At 71.0% G+C, this 18,921-nt stretch carries 19 protein-coding genes; 9 read left to right on the top strand and 10 right to left on the bottom strand.

Annotated features, from left to right (window positions below; genetic code table 11):
• Nucleotides 1-47 precede the first annotated feature (47 nt).
• The gene (locus AC3RXZ_RS00345) at nt 48-860 is read left to right on the top strand and encodes a ParA family protein (RefSeq protein ID WP_243226054.1); all 813 of its coding nucleotides are present in this window, start codon (nt 48-50) and stop codon (nt 858-860) included.
• 183 nt (nt 861-1,043) lie between these two features.
• On the opposite strand, the gene AC3RXZ_RS00340 is transcribed toward AC3RXZ_RS00345, so the two are convergent.
• From AC3RXZ_RS00340 to AC3RXZ_RS00330, 3 genes are all read right to left on the bottom strand, one after another.
• A complete protein-coding gene (locus AC3RXZ_RS00340; protein WP_283818074.1) occupies nt 1,044-1,589 on the bottom strand; it encodes a MerR family transcriptional regulator in 546 nt (181 codons plus the stop codon).
• A gap of 99 nt (nt 1,590-1,688) precedes the next feature.
• Complete coding sequence (gene ftsR, locus AC3RXZ_RS00335) at nt 1,689-2,381, bottom strand: transcriptional regulator FtsR (RefSeq protein ID WP_491492822.1); 693 nt, start codon at nt 2,379-2,381, stop codon at nt 1,689-1,691.
• Complete coding sequence (locus AC3RXZ_RS00330; protein ID WP_243226056.1) at nt 2,381-2,866, bottom strand: FHA domain-containing protein; 486 nt, start codon at nt 2,864-2,866, stop codon at nt 2,381-2,383. The genes ftsR and AC3RXZ_RS00330 overlap by 1 nt, the downstream gene beginning before the upstream one ends.
• A gap of 103 nt (nt 2,867-2,969) precedes the next feature.
• On the opposite strand from AC3RXZ_RS00330, the gene AC3RXZ_RS00325 reads away from it, so the two are divergent.
• Together AC3RXZ_RS00325 and lpdA are read left to right on the top strand one after the other, a co-directional pair.
• Nucleotides 2,970-3,623 carry a copper resistance CopC family protein gene (locus tag AC3RXZ_RS00325; RefSeq protein ID WP_491492821.1) on the top strand — a complete coding sequence of 218 codons (654 nt, stop codon included), beginning with the start codon at nt 2,970-2,972 and terminating at the stop codon, nt 3,621-3,623.
• A gap of 9 nt (nt 3,624-3,632) precedes the next feature.
• Complete coding sequence (gene lpdA / locus AC3RXZ_RS00320) at nt 3,633-5,030, top strand: dihydrolipoyl dehydrogenase (RefSeq protein ID WP_491492820.1); 1,398 nt, start codon at nt 3,633-3,635, stop codon at nt 5,028-5,030.
• A 76-nt stretch (nt 5,031-5,106) separates the two neighbouring features.
• On the opposite strand, the gene AC3RXZ_RS00315 is transcribed toward lpdA, so the two are convergent.
• The 6 genes from AC3RXZ_RS00315 to AC3RXZ_RS00290 all read right to left on the bottom strand — a co-directional run bounded on the left by AC3RXZ_RS00315 (nt 5,107) and on the right by AC3RXZ_RS00290 (nt 9,498).
• Entirely contained in the window at nt 5,107-6,219 is a 1,113-nt protein-coding gene (locus tag AC3RXZ_RS00315; RefSeq protein ID WP_491492819.1) for an FAD-dependent oxidoreductase, read from the bottom strand.
• Nucleotides 6,212-6,919 (bottom strand): methyltransferase domain-containing protein, encoded by a 708-nt coding sequence (locus AC3RXZ_RS00310; RefSeq protein WP_491492818.1) that lies wholly within the window; start codon nt 6,917-6,919, stop codon nt 6,212-6,214. The genes AC3RXZ_RS00315 and AC3RXZ_RS00310 overlap by 8 nt, the downstream gene beginning before the upstream one ends.
• Nucleotides 6,912-8,069, bottom strand: coding sequence for a type III polyketide synthase (locus AC3RXZ_RS00305; RefSeq protein ID WP_491492817.1), 1,158 nt, complete (start codon nt 8,067-8,069; stop codon nt 6,912-6,914). Before AC3RXZ_RS00305 ends, AC3RXZ_RS00310 begins: the two co-directional genes overlap by 8 nt.
• Before the next feature lie 75 nt (nt 8,070-8,144).
• Nucleotides 8,145-8,795, bottom strand: a complete 651-nt coding sequence (locus AC3RXZ_RS00300) for a CYTH domain-containing protein (protein ID WP_491492816.1) — start codon at nt 8,793-8,795, stop codon at nt 8,145-8,147.
• Nucleotides 8,788-9,003, bottom strand: coding sequence for a response regulator (locus AC3RXZ_RS00295; protein WP_243226063.1), 216 nt, complete (start codon nt 9,001-9,003; stop codon nt 8,788-8,790). Before AC3RXZ_RS00295 ends, AC3RXZ_RS00300 begins: the two co-directional genes overlap by 8 nt.
• A gap of 18 nt (nt 9,004-9,021) precedes the next feature.
• Nucleotides 9,022-9,498, bottom strand: a complete 477-nt coding sequence (locus AC3RXZ_RS00290; protein WP_243226064.1) for a prepilin peptidase — start codon at nt 9,496-9,498, stop codon at nt 9,022-9,024.
• Between the two features lie 133 nt (nt 9,499-9,631).
• Between AC3RXZ_RS00290 and imuA' the strand changes: the two genes are divergently transcribed.
• The 3 genes from imuA' to AC3RXZ_RS00275 are packed head-to-tail and all read left to right on the top strand — an operon-like array spanning nt 9,632 to nt 15,302.
• The gene (imuA', locus tag AC3RXZ_RS00285) at nt 9,632-10,390 is read left to right on the top strand and encodes a DnaE2-dependent mutagenesis accessory factor ImuA' (RefSeq protein WP_243226065.1); all 759 of its coding nucleotides are present in this window, start codon (nt 9,632-9,634) and stop codon (nt 10,388-10,390) included.
• Nucleotides 10,387-11,913, top strand: coding sequence for a DNA polymerase Y family protein (locus AC3RXZ_RS00280; RefSeq protein ID WP_243226066.1), 1,527 nt, complete (start codon nt 10,387-10,389; stop codon nt 11,911-11,913). Before imuA' ends, AC3RXZ_RS00280 begins: the two co-directional genes overlap by 4 nt.
• Nucleotides 11,913-15,302 (top strand): error-prone DNA polymerase, encoded by a 3,390-nt coding sequence (locus AC3RXZ_RS00275; protein ID WP_491492815.1) that lies wholly within the window; start codon nt 11,913-11,915, stop codon nt 15,300-15,302. Before AC3RXZ_RS00280 ends, AC3RXZ_RS00275 begins: the two co-directional genes overlap by 1 nt.
• Before the next feature lie 25 nt (nt 15,303-15,327).
• On the opposite strand, the gene AC3RXZ_RS00270 is transcribed toward AC3RXZ_RS00275, so the two are convergent.
• Nucleotides 15,328-15,708 carry a hypothetical protein gene (locus AC3RXZ_RS00270; protein ID WP_491492814.1) on the bottom strand — a complete coding sequence of 127 codons (381 nt, stop codon included), beginning with the start codon at nt 15,706-15,708 and terminating at the stop codon, nt 15,328-15,330.
• Nucleotides 15,709-15,815: 107 nt separating this feature from the next.
• Between AC3RXZ_RS00270 and fepB the strand changes: the two genes are divergently transcribed.
• The 3 genes from fepB to AC3RXZ_RS00255 are packed head-to-tail and all read left to right on the top strand — an operon-like array spanning nt 15,816 to nt 18,918.
• A complete protein-coding gene (gene fepB, locus AC3RXZ_RS00265) occupies nt 15,816-16,814 on the top strand; it encodes a Fe2+-enterobactin ABC transporter substrate-binding protein (protein WP_491492813.1) in 999 nt (332 codons plus the stop codon).
• On the top strand, nt 16,811-17,878 hold the full coding sequence (locus AC3RXZ_RS00260; RefSeq protein ID WP_491492812.1) for a FecCD family ABC transporter permease: 1,068 nt from the start codon (nt 16,811-16,813) through the stop codon (nt 17,876-17,878). Before fepB ends, AC3RXZ_RS00260 begins: the two co-directional genes overlap by 4 nt.
• Nucleotides 17,875-18,918, top strand: a complete 1,044-nt coding sequence (locus AC3RXZ_RS00255; protein WP_491492811.1) for a FecCD family ABC transporter permease — start codon at nt 17,875-17,877, stop codon at nt 18,916-18,918. The genes AC3RXZ_RS00260 and AC3RXZ_RS00255 overlap by 4 nt, the downstream gene beginning before the upstream one ends.
• Nucleotides 18,919-18,921: the final 3 nt, after the last annotated feature.

Genomic DNA, 18,921 nt, shown 5'->3' with positions numbered 1-18,921 from the left:
GCGGGGCTGAGTGTCTGTCCAGACTAGGGCAATGTAACGTGTAGTCCGTGCACGTACTCAGCGTCAGCTCTCTCAAGGGAGGCGTCGGCAAGACGACCGTGACCCTCGGCCTGGCCTCCGCGGCCTTCGCCCGGGGCGTCCGGACCCTCGTCGTCGACCTCGACCCGCAGTCCGACGTCTCCACCGGAATGGACATCCAGGTCGCGGGGCGGCTCAACGTCGCCGACGTCCTGGCGAACCCCAAGGAGAAGGTGGTCCGTCAGGCGATCACCGCCAGCGGCTGGGCGAAGGTGCACCCCGGGACGATCGACGTGCTGATCGGCAGCCCCTCGGCCATCAACTTCGACGGCCCCCACCCGAGCGTGCGCGACGTCTGGAAGCTCGAAGAGGCCCTGGCCGCCGTCGAAGCCGACTACGACCTCGTGCTGATCGACTGCGCCCCGTCGCTGAACGCGCTCACGCGCACCGCGTGGGCCGCCAGCGACCGCGTCATGGTCGTCACCGAGCCGGGACTTTTTTCGGTCGCCGCCGCCGACCGCGCCCTGCGCGCCATCGAGGAGATCCGTCGCGGACTGTCCCCCCGCCTTCAGCCGCTCGGCATCGTCGTGAACCGCGTGCGTCCGCAGTCGATCGAGCACCAGTTCCGCATCAAGGAGCTGCGCGACATGTTCGGCCCCCTTGTGCTGTCGCCGCAGCTGCCGGAGCGCACCTCCCTGCAGCAGGCGCAGGGCGCGGCCAAGCCCCTGCACATCTGGCCGGGCGACTCCGCCCAGGAGCTCGCCGCGGACTTCGACCTGCTGCTGGACCGCATCGTCCGCACCGGCCGCATCCCGGTGCCGGAGAAGGGCCCTCAGGCCTGAGCGCCTCTCACATCCGTCCAGACCTCTCGCACAACCGCCGAGACCTCTCCCTGCTTACGAGACCCCGTGTCATTCGCGTGAATGATGCGGGGTCTCGTCAATTCCGAGAGGTCTCCTGCGGGTGAGGAGAGGTCTCGGACGGGGACGGCGGGTCAGGATGCCGCCAGACGAAACGGATGAGGATCAGGCGGAGCGCTTGCTGCGGCGGGCCGCGAGCTCGTCGACGGGGTCCGGCGCGGTCGGGTCGAACTCGACCAGCGTGGACTCGACCTCGCGCAGCACCTTGCCCACGGCGATGCCGAACACGCCCTGACCGCGGCTCACCAGGTCGATGACCTCGTCGTTGGATGTGCAGAGGTACACCGATGCACCGTCGCTCATGAGGGTCGTTCCGGCGAGGTCGCGGATGCCGGCGGCGCGGAGCTGGTCGACGGCCGTGCGGATCTGCTGAAGCGAGATGCCGGTGTCGAGCAGGCGCTTGACGAGCTTGAGCACCAGGATGTCGCGGAAGCCGTACAGGCGCTGCGAGCCGGACCCGTTCGCTCCGCGTACGGTCGGCACGACCAGCTCGGTGCGGGCCCAGTAGTCCAGCTGCCGGTAGGTGATGCCCGCGGCGCGAGCGGCGACTGCACCGCGGTAGCCGACCTCGTCGTCCATGGCGGGCAGACCGTCCGTGAAGAGGAGTTCGGTCACGAACCGCGGGTCGCCTGCAAGCTCGTCCGCATTCATCTGAAATCCTCCCTGGAGCGCTTACTTCCACGCTAGAGCAGTGCCCCTCGCCCGGCAACGACATCCGCGCCGCGGCGAAGGTGTGTCGCAACCAGTTCGTTACGAAAGGATGCGGCCGAGCGCGTCCTTCATGAACAGCGCGCGCACCTCGTCGATCTGGCCCGCCAGCTCCGGTCCGAGCTCGTTCGCCTTGCCGCGGGAGGCGGCATCCGTGCGTCGCAGCAGAGCGGACATGGCCGACTCGATCAGCGCGACGTCGCGTTCCGCGCTCTGGCGCACTGAACGCAGGTGACGCGGCTCGATGCCGTGCCGGTCCAGCGCGACCAGGCCGCGCATCAGGGTGACCGTCGACTCCGGATAGGTCTCCCCCGCCGCGATGATCCCCGTGCTGATGGCGTCGTTGAGCAGCTGAGGGCCGGCACCGGCGGCCGCCAGCAGCTCGTCGCGACGATAGCGTCGGGCGGCGGGCGTGATCGAGGGCGGCGGAGTGAGCGCTCCGGACAGGTCGCCGTTCGCCTCGGCCTCGTCGAGCTGCTCACGGATGACGTTCAGCGGCAGGTAGTGATCGCGCTGCAGGGTGAGCGCGAGGCGCAGGCGCTCGACGTCCGCCGCGGAGAACTTGCGGTACCCGGAATCCGTGCGCGCCGGCGTGACGATGCCGCGCATCTCGAGGAAGCGCAGCTTGCTCGCGGACACATCGGGGAACTCGGGGGTAAGCCTGGCCAGCACCTGACCGATGCTCAGAAGACCCGGGGACGCTGTGCGTTCCCGGGCGGGGGTGGCAGCCGCCATCAGTCGTTCGCCGCCGCGAGGTCGACGGGTGAGGCGAAGAAGTTCAGGCGGAACTTGCCGACGCGCACCTCGTAGCCGTTGGCGAGGGCACTGCGATCGGCGCGTTCGCCGTTGACATAGGTGCCGTTCAGCGAGCGCTGGTCGATGATCTCGAAGGAGGTGCCGTTGCGCGTGATCTCGGCGTGACGACGAGACACGGTCACGTCGTCGAAGAAGATGTCGGCCTCGGGGTGGCGCCCGACCGTGGTGACGTCGGTGTCCAGCAGGTACCGTGCGCCCGCCAGCGCGCCGGAGCGCACCAGGAGCAGCGCCGATCCGGACGGCAGCGCCGCGATGGCCGCCTGCTCCGCCTCGCTCAGTTCCACGCCGAAGGGCACGAAGGACAGATCGGAGTCATGTCCGAACGTCTGCGTCACATCGTTCTTCTGCTCTCCGTCGCGGTGGATCGCGGCGTTCCCGATGTGTCGGCTCTCGCTGTCTGTCACGGTGCCCTCCCTAGACGTCCCAGCCTAACCGATCGAGCGGGTCCACCGGGAGGGCGAATCCGCGTTCGGACCTCCCGGAGGGCTCACGCGTAGGGTGGAGGACGTGCATGCCTCCGCCCTGAGACGCCCTGTCCTGCCCATCGCCATAGCCGCAGCCCTGCTGACCGCCCTGCTGGTTCTCGTCCCGACGGGCCGTGCGTCAGCGCACGACGAATTGGTCTCCTCCGATCCGGCCGCCGGCTCGACCGTCGAGACCCTGCCCGAGGAGCTCACGCTCACCTTCAGCGCGGCGCTCATCGCGTCCGAGGGTGGGACGGCGGTCGTCGTGACGGATGCCGAGGGCAACGACGTCGCCGACGGCGCCCCCGAGATCGACGGCGCCGTGGTGATCCAGAAGCTGTCCCCCGACGCCGCGATCGCCGGGGAGTACACCGTGCTGTGGCAGGTCGTCTCCAGCGACGGGCACCCCACCGACGGGGAGTTCACGTTCACCGTGGCGAGCGGCTCGACTCCGACCACGACGCCGAGCACCGCTCCGGCACCGGAGGAGACCGCCACCGAGGCCACCACGGCGGCGAGCCCCGAGGAGACGGCCACGCCGGCCCCTGACGAGGAGGACTCGTCCGCGGCGTCCGTGTGGATCTGGGTGCTCTCGATCGCCGGTGTCCTCATCGCCGCAGGGATCGTCACCTGGCTGGTCCTGCGCAGTCGCCGAGGTGCCGGCGACTCCGATTCCGACGCACCCGCAGAGCGATAGGCTGGAGCCATGCCACATTACGATGTCGTCATCCTCGGTGCGGGCCCCGGCGGCTACGTCGCCGCCGTCCGCAGTGCACAGCTCGGGCTGTCCACCGCCATCATCGAAGAGAAGTACTGGGGAGGCGTGTGCCTCAACGTCGGCTGCATCCCCTCCAAGGCGCTGCTGAAGAACGCGGAGCTGGCGCACACGCTGAAGCACAAGGCCGACTTCTTCGGCATCTCCGGTGACTTCACGATCGACTTCGGCAAGGCCTGGGACCGGTCGCGCGAGGTCGCGGACGGCCGCGTCAAGGGCATCCACTTCCTGATGAAGAAGAACAAGGTGACCGAGTACAACGGTCGCGGCACCTTCACCGGCCCCAAGGCGATCTCGGTCGCGAAGGCCGACGGGACGACCGAAGAGGTCACGTTCGACAACGTCATCATCGCCACCGGCTCGAAGGTGCGACTGCTGCCGGGCGTCACGCTCAGCGAGAACGTCGTGACCTACGAGGAGCAGATCCTCTCGCGCGAGCTGCCCGAGTCGATCGTCATCGTCGGCGCCGGCGCGATCGGCATGGAGTTCGCGTACGTCCTGACCAACTACGGCGTCAAGGTCACGATCATCGAGTTCCTCGACCGCGCGCTTCCCAACGAGGACGCGGACGTGTCGAAGGAGATCACCAAGCAGTACAAGAACTACGGCGTCGACATCCTCACCTCCACCAAGGTCGAGACGATCGTCGACAACGGATCCTCGGTCACCGTCAGCTACACCGGCAAGGACGGTCAGGCGGGCTCGATCGAGGCAGGCAAGGTCCTCATGTCCGTCGGCTTCGCGCCGAACGTCGAGGGCTTCGGTCTGGAGAACACCGGCGTGAAGCTCACCGAGCGCGGCGCCATCGACATCGACGACCACATGCGCACGAACGTCGAGGGCATCTACGCGATCGGCGACGTCACGGCGAAGCTGCAGCTGGCGCACGTCGCCGAGGCGCAGGGCGTCGTGGCCGCCGAGACGATCGGCGGGGCGGAGACCCAGACGCTGGGCGACTACCGCATGATGCCGCGCGCCACGTTCTGCTCTCCGCAGGTCGCGTCGTTCGGCCTCACCGAGGCGCAGGCCAAGGAGACCGGTCGCGAGATCAAGGTGGTCTCCTTCCCGTTCATGGCGAACGGCAAGGCGCACGGCCTGGGCGAGCCGGTCGGCTTCGTGAAGATGATCGCGGATGCCGAACACCTCGAGCTCCTCGGCGCGCATATGATCGGCCCTGACGTCTCGGAGCTGCTGCCGGAGCTGACGCTCGCGCAGAAGTGGGACCTCACCGCTCTCGAGCTCGCTCGCAACGTCCACACGCACCCGACGCTGTCGGAGGCTCTGCAGGAGGGCTTCCACGGCCTCGCGGGGCACATGATCAACTTCTGATCGAACGCGACGAGCCGGGATCCGGCTCCTCCGCACGACGGCCCGGTCCGCCTTTCGGCGGCCGGGCCGTCGTCGTTCACAGCCCGCTCATGGTCATGGTCCCCAACAGCCGGCGTCCGCTGCCGCCCCGGGCGAGAGTCCGGATCGCGGCGTCCCTGGCGGATCGTCGCGCGGCGTCCATCGGCGCCCCCATCGCCATGTTGAACCGCGCGCGCCGCTGCGCAGTCGCGGCCGCCCGCAGCGACACGCGCGCGTAGGCCTCGAGCGCGGCATCTCGATCGCCGGGCCGCGTCAACGCGGCAGCGAGGCGGCAGGCGGCGATCCAGGCGAGGTTCATGCCCTGCCCGCCGATCGGGCTGATCTCATGGGCGGCGTCTCCGAGGAGCACGAGCGGGCCGTACACGAGGCGACCCGCGCGGTGCTGGCCGGCACGGAAGCTCTGCGGCAGGGCGTCGCCGGTGTCGCCGATGTCCTCGCCGGTGCGCTGCCGGACCATGTCGGCGAACGCCGCCGTGGAACGAAGCGGCGCGTCGGCTCGGATCACCCAGCGACGCCCTCCCCCGGGAAGCGGGAAGGACTCGACGACGCCGCCCGGCTCGAGGTGAAGTCGAGCCCTGTCGTCGCCGGCGGCTCCGCCGACGTCGAGCATCGTGTAGTCGGCCTCCCCGGGGACCCGTCGCCAGCCGAACGCCAGCAGGTCCCGGATGCCGCTGTGCACGCCGTCCGCGATGACGATCCGTCTCGCCGAGACCTCGTCCTCACGGCCGTCCCGCTCGATGAGCGCCCGCGCCGCGTGCCCTTCGGGGAGCACATTGCGCACGAGGATGCCCGTGCGCAGGGCGCCCGGAGCCACCGCGGCCAGCCGATCCGCGAGCAGCGCCTGGGTCCGTGCCTGCGGCAGCGTCAGCACCTCCTGACCCGGAACGAAGTCGAGGTCGGCGAGGACCCGGCCCCGTGAGGTCACCGTGCCCCCGGTCAGCGCCAGCGCCTCGGCGCGGAACGCATCGGCGACGCCGGCTGTGCTCAGGGCGGCGACCCCGGGCGGATGGATGCCGATCGCCCGCGACCGGTCGTCGCGCCCCGACGTCTTCTCGAGCACGATCACGGAGACGCCGCGTCGCGCGAGCACGCACGCCAGCAGGAGTCCGGCAGGCCCCGCGCCGACCACGGCGACATCGCACTCAGGCACGCCCGCCTCCCCGGACCAGCAGGACGCGGCACGGAGCCGCCGGTTTCGCGGACCAGCCGGGCGGAGCCAGCTCGGCGAGCTCGGCGACGGTGTACGACCGACGGATGCTCGTGAGTCCGTCCGCGCGGATGAAAGACCCCGCGAGCAGATTCGGCTGGAACGGCCGCGTCAGGGCATCGAAGAGCGCGTAGGCGCGAGGGCTTCGGGCGATGTCGGCGTGCACAGCGACACCGTCGGGCTCCAGCAGCGTCTCCGTGTCGCGCAACAGTCCGGGCAGGTCGTCGAGGTGGTGCAGCAGATGGTTCGACACGACCGCATCGAAGCGCTCGCCGTCCGCTGCGAGCTCGGAGGAGGTGCCGGTGCGGTACTCGACGTTCGCCTGAGCACGGTGTCTCGCCGCCCAGGCCGTCGCCCTCGGATCGGCGTCCAGGGCGACCACGCGGGCCCGCGAGGCGTCCCGTGCCGCCCACCGCGCGATCCGGCGGGTGACGTCGCCGCCTCCCGAGCCGATGTCCAGGATCCGCACATCCCCACCCCGTACCCGCGGTCGCAGACGCTGCCGGTAGATGCGGCGCCAGCCGCCGACGACAGGATTGACCAGGCGGAACAGCTCGTAGGTGCGCTCGAGCGCGACGCGATCGGCGTCGGAGGCATCCATGAGCTCGCGCGCCCCGGTGTCGCGCGAGCTCAGGTCAGGCACCGCCCTCCGTACCGCCGAGCACGGTCATGACGCCGCCCTCCATCGTGAGCCCCGGGCCGAACGCCATTGCGAGCAGCCGCTCCCCCGTGCGCGACGACGGGTCGAGCAGAATGCGTCGGATCACGAACAGGACCGTTGCGCTGGACATGTTGCCGCATGTGCGCAGCACCTCGCGGGCGGCATCCAGCTGGGTGTCCGCCAGCCCGACCCTGTGCTGCACGCGATCGAGGATGTCCCGGCCTCCGGGATGCACGGCCCAGTGCGTGACCGTACCGGCGAGATCGTCGCAGGAGCGGGCGAAGGCCAGTTCCTCGTCCGCCGCGCAGAGCGCTCCGAGCGCGTCGTCGATGTTCGCCTCGATGACCTTCGGCACGGCGGTGGAGAGGATCATCTCGAAGCCGTGGTCGCCGATCGTCCACGCCATGTGCTCCACGGAGTCCGGTGCGATGGCCGTGGCGAAGGAGTCCAGTTCCGCACCGGGGACGCCGGGAGCCGGCGGACGCCCCGTCACGAGTGCGCCCGCGGCGCCGTCGGCGAAGAGCGAGGACGCGATGATCGTGTCCGGGTCGTCGGACGAGCGCAGATGCAACGTGCACAGCTCGGCGCTGACCACGAGGACGACCGCCGCGGCGTCCGCGTGGCAGAACTGGGCTGCGGCCCGCAGAGCAGGGATCGACGCGTAGCAGCCCATGAACCCGAAGTGGTACCGCTCGACGCCGGGGCGCAGGCCCAGCTGCGTCACGATCTGGAAGTCCGGCCCCGGCGCGTGGAAGCCGGTGCAGGACACCGTGATGAGGTGCGTGACGTCCTCCGGCCGGATGTCGTCGGAGGCGTCCAGCGCCTGCCGGGCGGCCTCGACGAACATCGGCGTGGCCGCGCGGACGTACAGCTCGTTGCGCTCGGCCGTGCCTGGCGAGAGGAGCAGGTTCGACGAGCGATCGTAGAACGTGGCCTCTCCGTCGTACTCGGCGCCCAGCTCGGCGATCGCCGTGTAACGGGTGTCGATGCCCGAGCCGGTGAACGAGGCGTTCACGATCCGCACGGCACGGCGATCCCGTTCCGGCTGGGTTGCGAAGACGTCGCGCACCTGCTCCTGATCCAGCGGTGTCTGCGGAAGGACGGTCTGCGGCACTCGGAGGTAGGCGCTCATGAGCACACGCTGGCACGTCGGGCCGCCCAGCACCAGGGGCTTGTCAGCGCTTCCCGGTGCGACTATCGGGCCGCGTCAGAATCCGAGGGCGCGCGCGAGCTTGGATCCGGATGCCGCGTGCCGTCCGCCCGCGGCGAAGATCGCCCGCTCGGCCGCCGCGAAGAGGAGCTCCCTCCCCGCCGGATCGGCGGGCGCAGCGGGTCCCAGTTCGAACTCCCACTCGCGCCAGGAGCGCTGCGTGCCCTGCCGCAGATCCGTCGCGCGGACGTCGTCGTCGACGAACTCGGCGACGACTCCGGCCGGTCCGGTCAGCAGGTAGGCCGTGCGCGCGTTCTCGATCCGGGCGAGCGGAATCAGCGGCTCGGTGGTCCAGCGTGCGAGAGCCGCGGTCACGGCGTCCGGGACCTCGTCGCCCTCGCCCAGCGGCCAGCCGATCTCCACTCTCCCGTCGCCGTCGCGCGGACCCTTGATGTGCCAGCCCGCGTCGGGTCCGCCCGTCCGGCGGCGCAGTGCGACGCCGGCGCGCGCGAGCGCGGCATCCGCGGTGTCGAGGTAGCGGGCGTCGAGGGCGCGATGCTCCCCCGCCGTGACGACGTCGACGCCGGGGATGTCCTCCCAGGCGGGCAGCGGCGTGCCCGGGTCGACGTCGTACTTGCGCTCGACCTCGACGGCGCGCGAAGGCTCGGATCCGGCCGAGGCGCCGGCCGTCCGCCGTGGTTCAGTCATCCGACGGATTGAGGTCCTCGAGGGACTCCTCGTACCAGTAGTCCACCTCGGTGGGCCCGTCGTCTTGGCCGGTGTTCTGCGGCTGGCCGCGCCGGGTGTAGACCACCTGGGTCTCGCTGTACGGGACGATCAGCTTGTCGTCGGCGTCCGCCTCGAGCGGAAGGATCTGCCCGTCCAGCGGGCCGCCGTGGAGTCGTGCGAGTGCCATGAGTTCACCATAGACCCCTCACCCCACGGCGACGCCCAATGCCGCCCCGACGATCATCCACGGGCCGAAGGCGATGCGGGTGCTGCGCTGCGCCCGGCGCAGCGTCATCAGGACGAGCACGTAGAGCGCGCCGAGGACGAAGGCCGCCGCCGCGCCGATCAGGAGCGTCTGCCAGCCGTGCCACGCCAGGACGAGTCCGATCACGGCCGCCAGCTTCACGTCGCCGCCGCCGACGCCTCCGCCGGCGAGATGCATGACGGCGTAGACGCCGCCGAGGATCACGAGGCCGGCGAGGGAGCGCAGGAGCACCGATGCCTCCCCCGTGACGAGCGCCTCGATGCCCACGAGGACGAGGAGTGCGCCGCCGGTGGGAAGGACGATCCGGTTCGGCAGGCGGTGGGTGCGCGCGTCGACGACGATCAGCCAGATGCCGACGCCGATCAGCCCCGCGTGCGCCACGACGACGAGCGCATCGTGCACGGACGGCGAAGACATGTCCGAAGGTTATTCGATCGGGGAGCCGGGCGTTTCCGGCCTGTGGACAACTCCGGGCACCCGGATGTCCGATGTCCGAATTAGCCTCAGGGCATCACTTGATTTATTAGTAGATATCTTCGAGGATGGTTCCATGGGCATCGCACTCTCCGCCCCGACCGCTCTGCACGCCGAGAGCACCCCCTCCCGCGCGCAGGAGCTGCACCGCCTGCGCAGCGAGATCTCGCGCATGCAGCGTCGGCGCAGCGACGTCCCCCTCCTCCCCATCGACCCCGCACTGGAGGGGCTGCTGCCCGACGACGGGCTGCGCACCGGCGCCGCCTACTCCCTCATGCCGTCTCCGAGCCTGCTGGGCGCCCTGCTCTCCGCTCCGTCGCAGAAGGGGTCCTGGTGCGCCGTCATCGGCATGCCCACCCTCGGCATCGAGGCGATGGCGGGCTTCGGCGTCGAGCTGTCGCGGCTCATCCTCGTGCCGGATCCCGGTCCGCGCTGGCTCACCGTGGCCTCTGCGCTGTCCGAGGTCGTCCCCCTCATCGCCGTCCATCCGCGCAGCCGGGTGTCGGATGCCGACATCCAGCGCATGAACGCACGCCTGCGCGATCGCGCCTGCACGCTCCTGGTCACCGCCCGATGGCCGCAGAGCGAGGCGACGCTGCGGGTGGAGGAGACCGAATGGCACGGCCTCGGCGACGGCTGGGGTCTGCTGGCCGACCGCACGGTCACGCTCAGCTCCACATCCCGCCGACTGGAGACGCCCCGGCGCATCCGGGTGCGGCTTCCCGGTGCGCTGGGGCGGGTGGATGCCGCCCCCGCCGCGCTGCGTCCGGTGGCGCCGCTGCGTCTGCCGGCCGACGAGGGCACCGGCACCGAGCACTGGGCGGTCGCCGGATGATGCCTCCCCGACATCTCGTGCTGTGGCTGCCGGACTGGCCGGTGCGCGCGGCGGTCGGCGCCCCACCGCCGTACGGTCCGGTGGCCGTCGTGCAGGCGAACACGATCGTCGCCTGCTCCGCAGAGGCGCGCGCACAGGGGGTGCGCCGCGGTCAGCGCCGCCGCCTGGCCCAGTCCCGCTCCCCTGCGCTGCGCCTGCTGAACGCGGATCCGCTGCGCGATGAGAGCGCCTTCCTCCCCGTGCTGCGGCTGCTCGAGGAGCAGGTCCCCGGTGTCCAGCCGCTGCGCCCCGGACTCGCCGCCCTCCGCGCTCGCGGAGCTGCCCGGTACTACGGCGGAGAGGTCGAGGCCGCGAGCGTGCTCATCGGCGTGCTCGCGGACCATGGGCATCCCGGGGCGAGGGCGGGCGTCGCCGACGGCCTGTTCACCGCCGAACAGGCGGCGCGACTGGCCGACCCCGCCTTCGTCGTGCCTCCGGGCGGCGCGCGTTCCTTCCTCGCACCGCTGCCGGTGCAGGTCCTCGGAGACGGAGAGATCACCGCCCTGCTCGACCGGCTCGGAGTGCGCACGCTCGCCGACTTCGCCCGGCTCGACGAGGGCATGATCCGCGACCGCTTCGGCGAGCGCGGCGTGCGCCTGCACGCCCTCGCGGCGGGAGCGGACTCCCGTCCCCTCCCCACCGGCTCCCCTCCACCGGAGCTCTCGCGCGAGGTGGTGTTCGAGACGCCGCTCGGCCAGGCCGACCAGGTGGCGTTCGCCGTGCGGCAGACCGCGGACGCCGTCTTCGCAGGTCTGGCCGACGCCTCCCTCGTCTGCACCGAGGTGCGCATCGAGTTCACCGACGACGACGGCGCCGTCTCGTCCCGGGTGTGGATGCATCCGACCTGCTTCGAGGCGGCCGACCTCGTCGACCGGGTCCGCTGGCAGCTGGAGACGCTCCGCCCCGCGCGACCGGATGACTCCGATCGCGTCCCCGCCGGGATCGTGTCCGTGCGGATCATCCCGACCCGCACGGACGACTCCCGAAACCACCAGCCCGGCCTGTTCGGCCAGGGGCCCGAAGAGCGGCTGCACCATGCGGTCTCCCGCGTCCAGGCACTGCTCGGCCACCGCGGCGTCGTGACGCCGATGATCATCGGCGGGAGGCGGATGGCCGATCGTCAGCAGCTGCAGCCCTGGGGAGATCGGGCTCCGCTCGAACGCGACCCTGCCCTGCCCTGGCCGGGAAGCCTGCCTGCCCCGCACCCCGCCGAGGTCTTCACTCCGCCGCGCCCCATCGCCGTCGCGGCGGCGGACCATTCGATCCCCTCCGTCGACGCGCGGGGGCGGATGTCGGCGGCACCGGCGTTCATCGCGGACTCCCCTGTGCTGTCCTGGGCCGGTCCCTGGCCGCTGCGCGAGCACGGCTGGGATCCGGATGCCGCGCACAGCGCGCACCGCTTCCAGATCGTCGACGAGGCGCAGCGCGCCTGGCTCGTGCTGTGGGAGGACCAGGCCTGGTGGGCCGAGGGGAGGTACGCCTGATGGGCTGGCAGAACCATCCGGGCATGAGCTGGCGCGAGCTGGAGGAGACCCTGAGCGCCCGCGAGCCGCCCGCGGGCGTCCCGGTTCGCCCCGATCCCGGTCCGACCAGCCGGAAGCGGCGGACGGACCCGCCGATCGCGGTCACCCGTCCGAAGGACGCCGTTCCCTACGCCGAGCTGCACGCGCACTCCACGTTCTCCTTCCTGGACGGCGCCTCCTCCCCCGAGGATCTGCTCCTCGAGGCCGAGCGGCTCGGGCTCACCGCCCTGGCGATCACGGACCACGACGGCTTCTACGGTGCGGCGCGCTTCGCGGAGGCCGCCGACGTCGGCGGGTTCGGCGTGCAGACCGTGTTCGGCGCTGAGCTCTCACTGAACCTCACGGCACCGCGCACGGGTGCCCCGGACCCGGTCGGCGAGCATCTGCTGGTCCTCGCCCGCGGGATGGACGGGTACCACCGTCTCTCCGGAGCGATCACCCGCGCCCAGCTGCGAGGCGGCGAGAAGGGTCGTCCCCGTTACGACCTCGACGAGCTCGCCGCGAGCGCCGACGGGCACTGGACGATCCTCACCGGATGCCGCAAGGGCGCCGTGCGACGCGGACTCGCCGCCGGTGACGCCGTCACCCCGGTTCGCCGCCTCGTCGATCTGTTCGGCAGGGATCATGTGGCGGTCGAGCTCATCGACCACGGCGACCCGAGGGACTCGAGCCGCAACGACGCCCTGGCCGACCTCGCCCGCGCCGAGCGGCTGCCGGTGGTCGCGACGAACAACGTGCATTACGCGGTGCCCGAGCGCGTCGGCATGGCCGAGGCCGTCGCCGCGGTGCGCGCCACCCGAGGCATGGACGAGCTGGACGGCTGGCTGCCCGTGCACGGTTCGGCGCATCTGCGCAGCGGGGCGGAGATGACCGAGCGCTTCCGCCGATTCCCCGGCGCGATCAGCCACGGGCTCGCCATCGCCCGCGACAGCGCGTTCGAGCTGCGCCGCGCCAGGCCCGCTCTTCCGCGGATGACGTTCCCCGACGGGCAGACCCCCATGGGTCACCTGCGCGAGCTGGTCTGGGGAGCCGTCCCCCGGATCTATCCCCGACTGGACGACGACGGCCGCGCACGCATCGAGCGGGAGCTGAACGTGATCGAGGAGAAGGACTTTCCGGGGTACTTCCTCATCGTGCACGGCATCGTGACCGAGGCGCGACGGCGCGGCATCCTCTGCCAGGGACGGGGATCGGCCGCGGCGAGCGCGGTCTGCTATCTGCTCGGGATCACCGCCGTCGACCCGATCCTGTACCGCCTCCCCTTCGAGCGCTTCCTCGCCACCACGCGGGAGGAGGAGCCGGACATCGACGTGGACTTCGACTCCGACCGCCGCGAGGAGATCATCCAGTGGGTGTACGACCAGTACGGACGAGAGCGCGCCGCGCAGGTGGCGAACGTCATCCAGTACCGTCCGAAGAACGCCGTGCGCGACATGGCGAGAGCGCTGGGGCATTCCCCCGGTCAACAGGACGCCTGGTCCAAGCAGGTCGAGGGCTGGGGCGCCGATCTGCAGCCTGCCGAGGGGCATGACATCCCCGCACCGGTGCTGGCGTACGCGGCGGACCTGCTCAAGGCTCCCCGGCATCTCGGCATCCACTCCGGCGGCATGGTGCTCACCGCGCGTCCGGTCGGGGAGGTGGTGCCGGTCGAGCACGCCAGGATGGAGAACCGCACGGTCATCCAGTGGGACAAGGATGACGCGGCGTGGATGGGGCTGGTGAAGTTCGACCTGCTCGGCCTGGGGATGCTCGCCGCTCTGCAGCACTGCTTCGACCTCGTCGCCGCGGCCACCGGGGAGCGATGGACGCTGCAGTCCCTCCCGAAGGAGGAGCCTGCGGTGTACGACATGCTGTGCCGGGCCGATTCGATCGGCGTGTTCCAGGTCGAGTCCCGGGCGCAGATGGGACTGCTCCCGCGTCTGCAGCCGCGGGAGTTCTACGACCTCGTCATCCAGATCGCCCTCATCCGTCCCGGCCCGATCCAGGGCGGCGCGGTGCACCCGTTCGTGCGCCGCAAGCTCGGGGACGAAGAGGTCACCTATGCCCACCCGGCCCTCGAGCCGATCCTGCATCGCACGCTGGGCATCCCGGTGTTCCAGGAGCAGCTCATCCAGATGGCGACGACCCTCGGCGACTGCACGGCCGATGAGGCCGACCTGCTGCGCCGGGCGATGGGGTCCAAGCGCGGACTCGAGAAGATCGAGCGCATTCGCGAGAAGCTGTACGCCGGCATGGCGCGCCACGGGCTCGACGAGGCGAGCGCCGATCGGATCTACGCGCAGATCCAGGCGTTCTCGAACTTCGGCTTCGCCGAATCGCATTCGCTGTCGTTCGCGCTGCTCGTGTACGCGAGCTCATGGTTGAAGCTGCACTATCCGGCCGCTTTCCTGGCCGGACTCCTGCGCTCCCAGCCGATGGGCTTCTATTCGGCGGCGACGCTCACCTCGGATGCGCGCCGGCACGGCGTCGAGGTGCGCAGGCCCGACCTGCACGCCTCTGAGGCGCAGGCGTCGCTCGAGCCCCTCGGCGATGACCGTGGGCCCACCGGCCTGGCGTCGTGCCTGATCGACGGGGATCCGGCTGCCGCGGTGCGCTTCGACCGCTCGGCGCCGGACGAGTCGGCAGCCCATCGCCGTGACGGCGGGTCGGCCGTCCGGTTGGGACTCTCCGACGTCCGCGGCATCGGGGTGCCGTTCGCCGAGAGGATCGTGCGCGAACGCGAGGAGAACGGTCCGTTCCGCGACCTCAACGACCTGGTGCGCCGGACGGATGCGACGGCGGCGCAGGTGGAGGCGCTGGCGACGGCCGGGACCTTCGAGAGCATGGGGTTGAAGCGCCGGGAGGCGGTGTGGCTGGCGGGGAACGCCGCCGAGGACCGCGCCCGCTATCTCCCCGGTACCGTGATCGCCGTGCAGCCGCCGCTGTTCCCCGACCAGACCGGGTACGAGCGCCTGTCCGCCGATCTCTGGGCCACCGGCATCGCCACAGATGACCACCCTCTGGCGCACTTCCGCGCGCAGCTGGACGAACGGGGGGTCCTCGCCTCGGCACGGCTGCCCGAGCACGAGGTCGGTCGCCGCATCGAGGTGGCCGGCCTGGTCACCCATCGGCAGCGCCCCGCGACGGCATCCGGCATCACATTCCTCAACCTCGAGGACGAGCACGGTCTGGTCAACGTGGTCTGCTCGCCGGGGGTCTGGAAGAGGTATCAGCGCATCGCCCGCGACTCGCCGGCACTCATCGTGCGCGGCATCCTGGAACGGTCGACCGAGGGCGTCGTGAACGTGCTCGCCGACGCCTTCGAGGACCTCCGCACCGGCATCGAGCACCGCTCGCGCGACTTCCGGTGACGTCGAGGAGAAGCGCTGCGTCACCTCACCAGAAGCGATCCGGCTCGCTCTCCGGGAACGGGTCCGACCCCCAGCGGTCGGCTTCCGCCCTGGCCGCGTCCGCTGCGGCATCCGCATCGCGCAGAGCGATGTCCGCGCCCGCCGCACCGCTGCGCACGGCATCGATCTTCATGGCCGTGCGCGGACCGTCCGCCGTCGAGGTGACGGTCGTGGTGAGCACGACCCCTTGCCAGACCGAGAGCTCTCCGGACGGCTCCTCGGCGCGCTGATACCGCACGCCGGTCTCGAGATCGGTGATCGCGACCACCGCGCTCGTCCCGCCGACGAGATCGAGCTGTTCGGCGACCTCGACACGGTGGCCGACCGGGATCGGTGCGGATGCCGCCAGCACGAGCGTTCTGTCCATGACACCACTCTAGGAACTCCACCCGAGGAGCGCACTCGGATTGACAGATCAGACAATGGTTAGGTTAGGCTTACCACCATCCCCTCCTGCTCCCGAAAGGAACACCCATGCCTCACGCGTTCGCCCAGCGCTCCCGCCTTCTCACCGGCGCCGCCCTGCTCGCCGCCGGCGCCATCGCCCTGGCCGGCTGCACGTCCGCCACCGAGGCGCAGGAGAGCGCGCCGTCCGAGTCGGAGTCGTCCGACTCCGGCTGGCCGCGCACCTTCGAGAACGCCGACGGCACCACCACCGAGATCCCGGCGCAGCCCGAGAGCATCGTGTCCACATCGGTGTCGGTCGCGGGCACGCTGCTGGCCTTCGACGCGCCCGTCGTGGCGTCCGGTTCCGCCGGCAACGGCCAGTTCTTCGCCCAGTGGGCCGACGTCGCCGAGGAGCGCGAGGTCGCGAACCTGTGGACCGCGGGCGATGTCGACCTCGAGGCCGTCTACGCCTACGAGCCGGACCTCATCGTCGTCTCGGCCTCGGGCGCCGACTCCGTCGCCGACCAGGTCGCCGAGCTGCAGCAGATCGCCCCCACCATCGTCGTCGACTACGGCGGGCAGACCTGGCAGGAGCTCGCCACCGAGCTCGGTGAGGCCACCGGACTCGAGGCCGAGGCGGAGCAGACGGTCGCCGACTTCGACGCCTACGTCGCGGACGCGGCGGATCGGATCACCGTCCCCGAGGGACTCGCCAACGTGATCTCCTACAACGGCGCCGGCGAGAGCAACCCGATCGCGCGCGCCGGTTCGGCACAGGGCGAGCTGCTCGCTTCCCTCGGCTTCACGATCGAGGACCCCGACACTGCGTGGCACACGCAGGACGCCCTGCGCGAGGACTTCGTGTGGGCCTCCTACGAGAACCTCACCGAGCTGACCGCCGATACGACCTTCATCCTCAGTCAGGACGACGCGGGCGCCCAGGCGTTCGCGGATGACCCGGTGCTGGCGAACCTGCCGTCGGTTCAGGCCGGACAGGTGCACGGGCTCGGCCTGAACTCGTTCCGCATCGATAAGTACTCGGCCACCGAGATCGTCGACGGCATCGTCGCGACCTTCGCGAAGTGATCCACCGGACGGCATCGGGTCCTCTGCCCGGTGCCGTCCGCGCTGTCATGCGCCCCGAATCCCCTCGATCCGCCCGACGCCGGATCGGCCTCATCGTCCTTCTCGTCCTCATCACCGTGGGCGTCTTCGTCAGCGCGTGCGTCGGCACCCGCGACATCTCTCTCGAGAGCACCTGGAACGCCGTGTTCTCGTTCGACCCCACCGACTCGGAGCACCTGCTCGTCGTGCACCAGCGCATCCCGCGCGCACTGCTCGCCGTCGTCGTCGGCCTGTGCCTCGGCGTCGCCGGTGCCGTCATGCAGGCGCTGACCCGCAATCCGCTGGCCGAACCCGGCATCCTGGGCGTGAACGCCGGGGCCGCGGTGGCGATCGCGGTCGGGATCGCCTTCTTCGGGATCACCGACGTGTCCGGGTACATGTGGCTCGGACTGGTCGGAGCCGCCGTCGCCGGCGTCGCCGTGTACCTCCTGGGCGGCGTGCGCCGCGGCACGAACCCGGTCCGGCTCGTGCTCGCCGGCGCCGCGCTCACGGTCGTGCTGGGAGCGCTCACCCAGCTTGTGCTCGTCAACAGTCCCGATCAGGTCTTCGACCGCTACCGGCATTGGATGGTCGGCTCGCTCGCGGGCCGCGGGTACGAGGTGCTCGCCTCGATCGGGCTGCTCGCCGCCGCCGGACTCCTGCTGGCGCTGGTGCTGGCGCGCCCGCTGGACTCCGCCCTGCTCGGCGAGGATCTCAGCCGCTCCCTCGGCGGCAGCCCTGGACGGGTGTGGGCGCTCGCCGGCATCGTGGTCATCGTCCTGGCCGGCACGGCCACGGCCGCCGCAGGACCGATCGCCTTCCTCGGACTCGCCGCGCCCCACCTCGCGCGTCTCGTGGCCGGGGTGGATCACCGGTGGGTGGTGCCGTACTCCGCTCTCATCGCCTCGCTCCTCATCGTCGTCGCCGACACGCTGGGCCGCATCATCCCGCCGCGCGGCGAGATCAGCGTCGGCATCATGGTGGCGCTGCTCGGCGGTCCGTTCTTCGTCTTCCTCGTCCGTCGTCGCCGGATGGTCCAGCTGTGAGCGCCCCCGTGATCGCCGGACGCGTGCGGCGCTTCGGCCGGCTGTCCATCGTCCTGCAGCCCCGGGCGATCGCCGTCACGTCGGCGCTGATCGCGCTCGTACTCGTTCTCGGCGTCGTCGGGATGACCGTGGGCACCCTGCCGATCCCGTTCGGGGACGTCGTCGCCGCCCTGTTCGGCGGCGCCGAGACCGTGCAGCAGGAACAGGTGGTCCGAGGCCTGCGTCTCCCCCGCGTCATCACGGCGATCTTCGCGGGGGCGGCGCTGGGCGTCTCCGGCGCCGTGTTCCAGTCGGTGTCGCGCAACGCGCTCGGATCCCCGGACGTGATCGGCTTCACGACGGGAGCCGCCACCGGAGCCATCGTGCAGATCGTCGTGTTCCAGGCCCCGCCGCTGCAGGTGTCCTTCGGCGCCGTGATCGGCGGGCTGCTGACCGCGGCCGTGGTCTACGTCCTGTCCCGCAAGGGCGGAGTCACCGGCGGCTATCGGCTGATCCTGATCGGCATCGGCGTGGGCGCCGTCCTGGGCGCGCTGAACGGGCTGCTGCTCGTGACCGGTGACCTGGACAACGCCATCGCCGCCAACCTGTGGCTCTCCGGATCGCTGGACGCCCGCAACTGGGGCCACGCCCTCCCGGTCATGATCGGCACTCTCGTGATCGTCCCGCTCGTCGGGGCGCTGGCGCGCCGTGCCTCCCTCATGGAGATGGGCGACGACCTGGCCCAGCAGCTCGGGGTGCGCGTGGAGCGCACGCGGGTGCTGCTTATGCTGGCCGCCGTCGCGCTGGCGGGCCTCGCCACGGGAGCCGCGGGCCCGATCGCGTTCATCGCGCTCGCCGCTCCCCAGCTCGTCATCCGGCTGACCGCGTCGCGCGGGATGCCGGTGCTGAGCGCCGCCGCGATGGGGGCGTGCCTCCTGGTGCTGGCGGACATCCTCACCCAGGTGCTGCCGATCACGGCGTCCGTCCCAATCGGCCGGATGACCGGGATCATCGGCGGCCTGTATCTGATCTGGCTGCTCACCCGCTCGAAGCAGGTGTGACGT

The sequence above is a fragment of the Microbacterium cucumeris genome (genome assembly GCF_058349845.2).
This window is presented reverse-complemented; position numbering and strand designations above follow the sequence as displayed.

Bases quoted from the DNA above. Each gene is read 5' to 3' on its own strand.
- AC3RXZ_RS00340 (WP_283818074.1), bottom strand. From the start codon at position 1,589: ATGAATGCGGACGAGCTTGCAGGCGACCCGCGGTTCGTGACCGAACTC.
- ftsR (WP_491492822.1), bottom strand. From the start codon at position 2,381: ATGGCGGCTGCCACCCCCGCCCGGGAACGCACAGCGTCCCCGGGTCTT.
- lpdA (WP_491492820.1), top strand. From the start codon at position 3,633: ATGCCACATTACGATGTCGTCATCCTCGGTGCGGGCCCCGGCGGCTAC.
- AC3RXZ_RS00305 (WP_491492817.1), bottom strand. From the start codon at position 8,069: ATGAGCGCCTACCTCCGAGTGCCGCAGACCGTCCTTCCGCAGACACCG.
- AC3RXZ_RS00300 (WP_491492816.1), bottom strand. From the start codon at position 8,795: ATGACTGAACCACGGCGGACGGCCGGCGCCTCGGCCGGATCCGAGCCT.
- AC3RXZ_RS00295 (WP_243226063.1), bottom strand. From the start codon at position 9,003: ATGGCACTCGCACGACTCCACGGCGGCCCGCTGGACGGGCAGATCCTT.
- AC3RXZ_RS00290 (WP_243226064.1), bottom strand. From the start codon at position 9,498: ATGTCTTCGCCGTCCGTGCACGATGCGCTCGTCGTCGTGGCGCACGCG.
- imuA' (WP_243226065.1), top strand. From the start codon at position 9,632: ATGGGCATCGCACTCTCCGCCCCGACCGCTCTGCACGCCGAGAGCACC.
- AC3RXZ_RS00280 (WP_243226066.1), top strand. From the start codon at position 10,387: ATGATGCCTCCCCGACATCTCGTGCTGTGGCTGCCGGACTGGCCGGTG.
- AC3RXZ_RS00275 (WP_491492815.1), top strand. From the start codon at position 11,913: ATGGGCTGGCAGAACCATCCGGGCATGAGCTGGCGCGAGCTGGAGGAG.
- AC3RXZ_RS00270 (WP_491492814.1), bottom strand. From the start codon at position 15,708: ATGGACAGAACGCTCGTGCTGGCGGCATCCGCACCGATCCCGGTCGGC.
- fepB (WP_491492813.1), top strand. From the start codon at position 15,816: ATGCCTCACGCGTTCGCCCAGCGCTCCCGCCTTCTCACCGGCGCCGCC.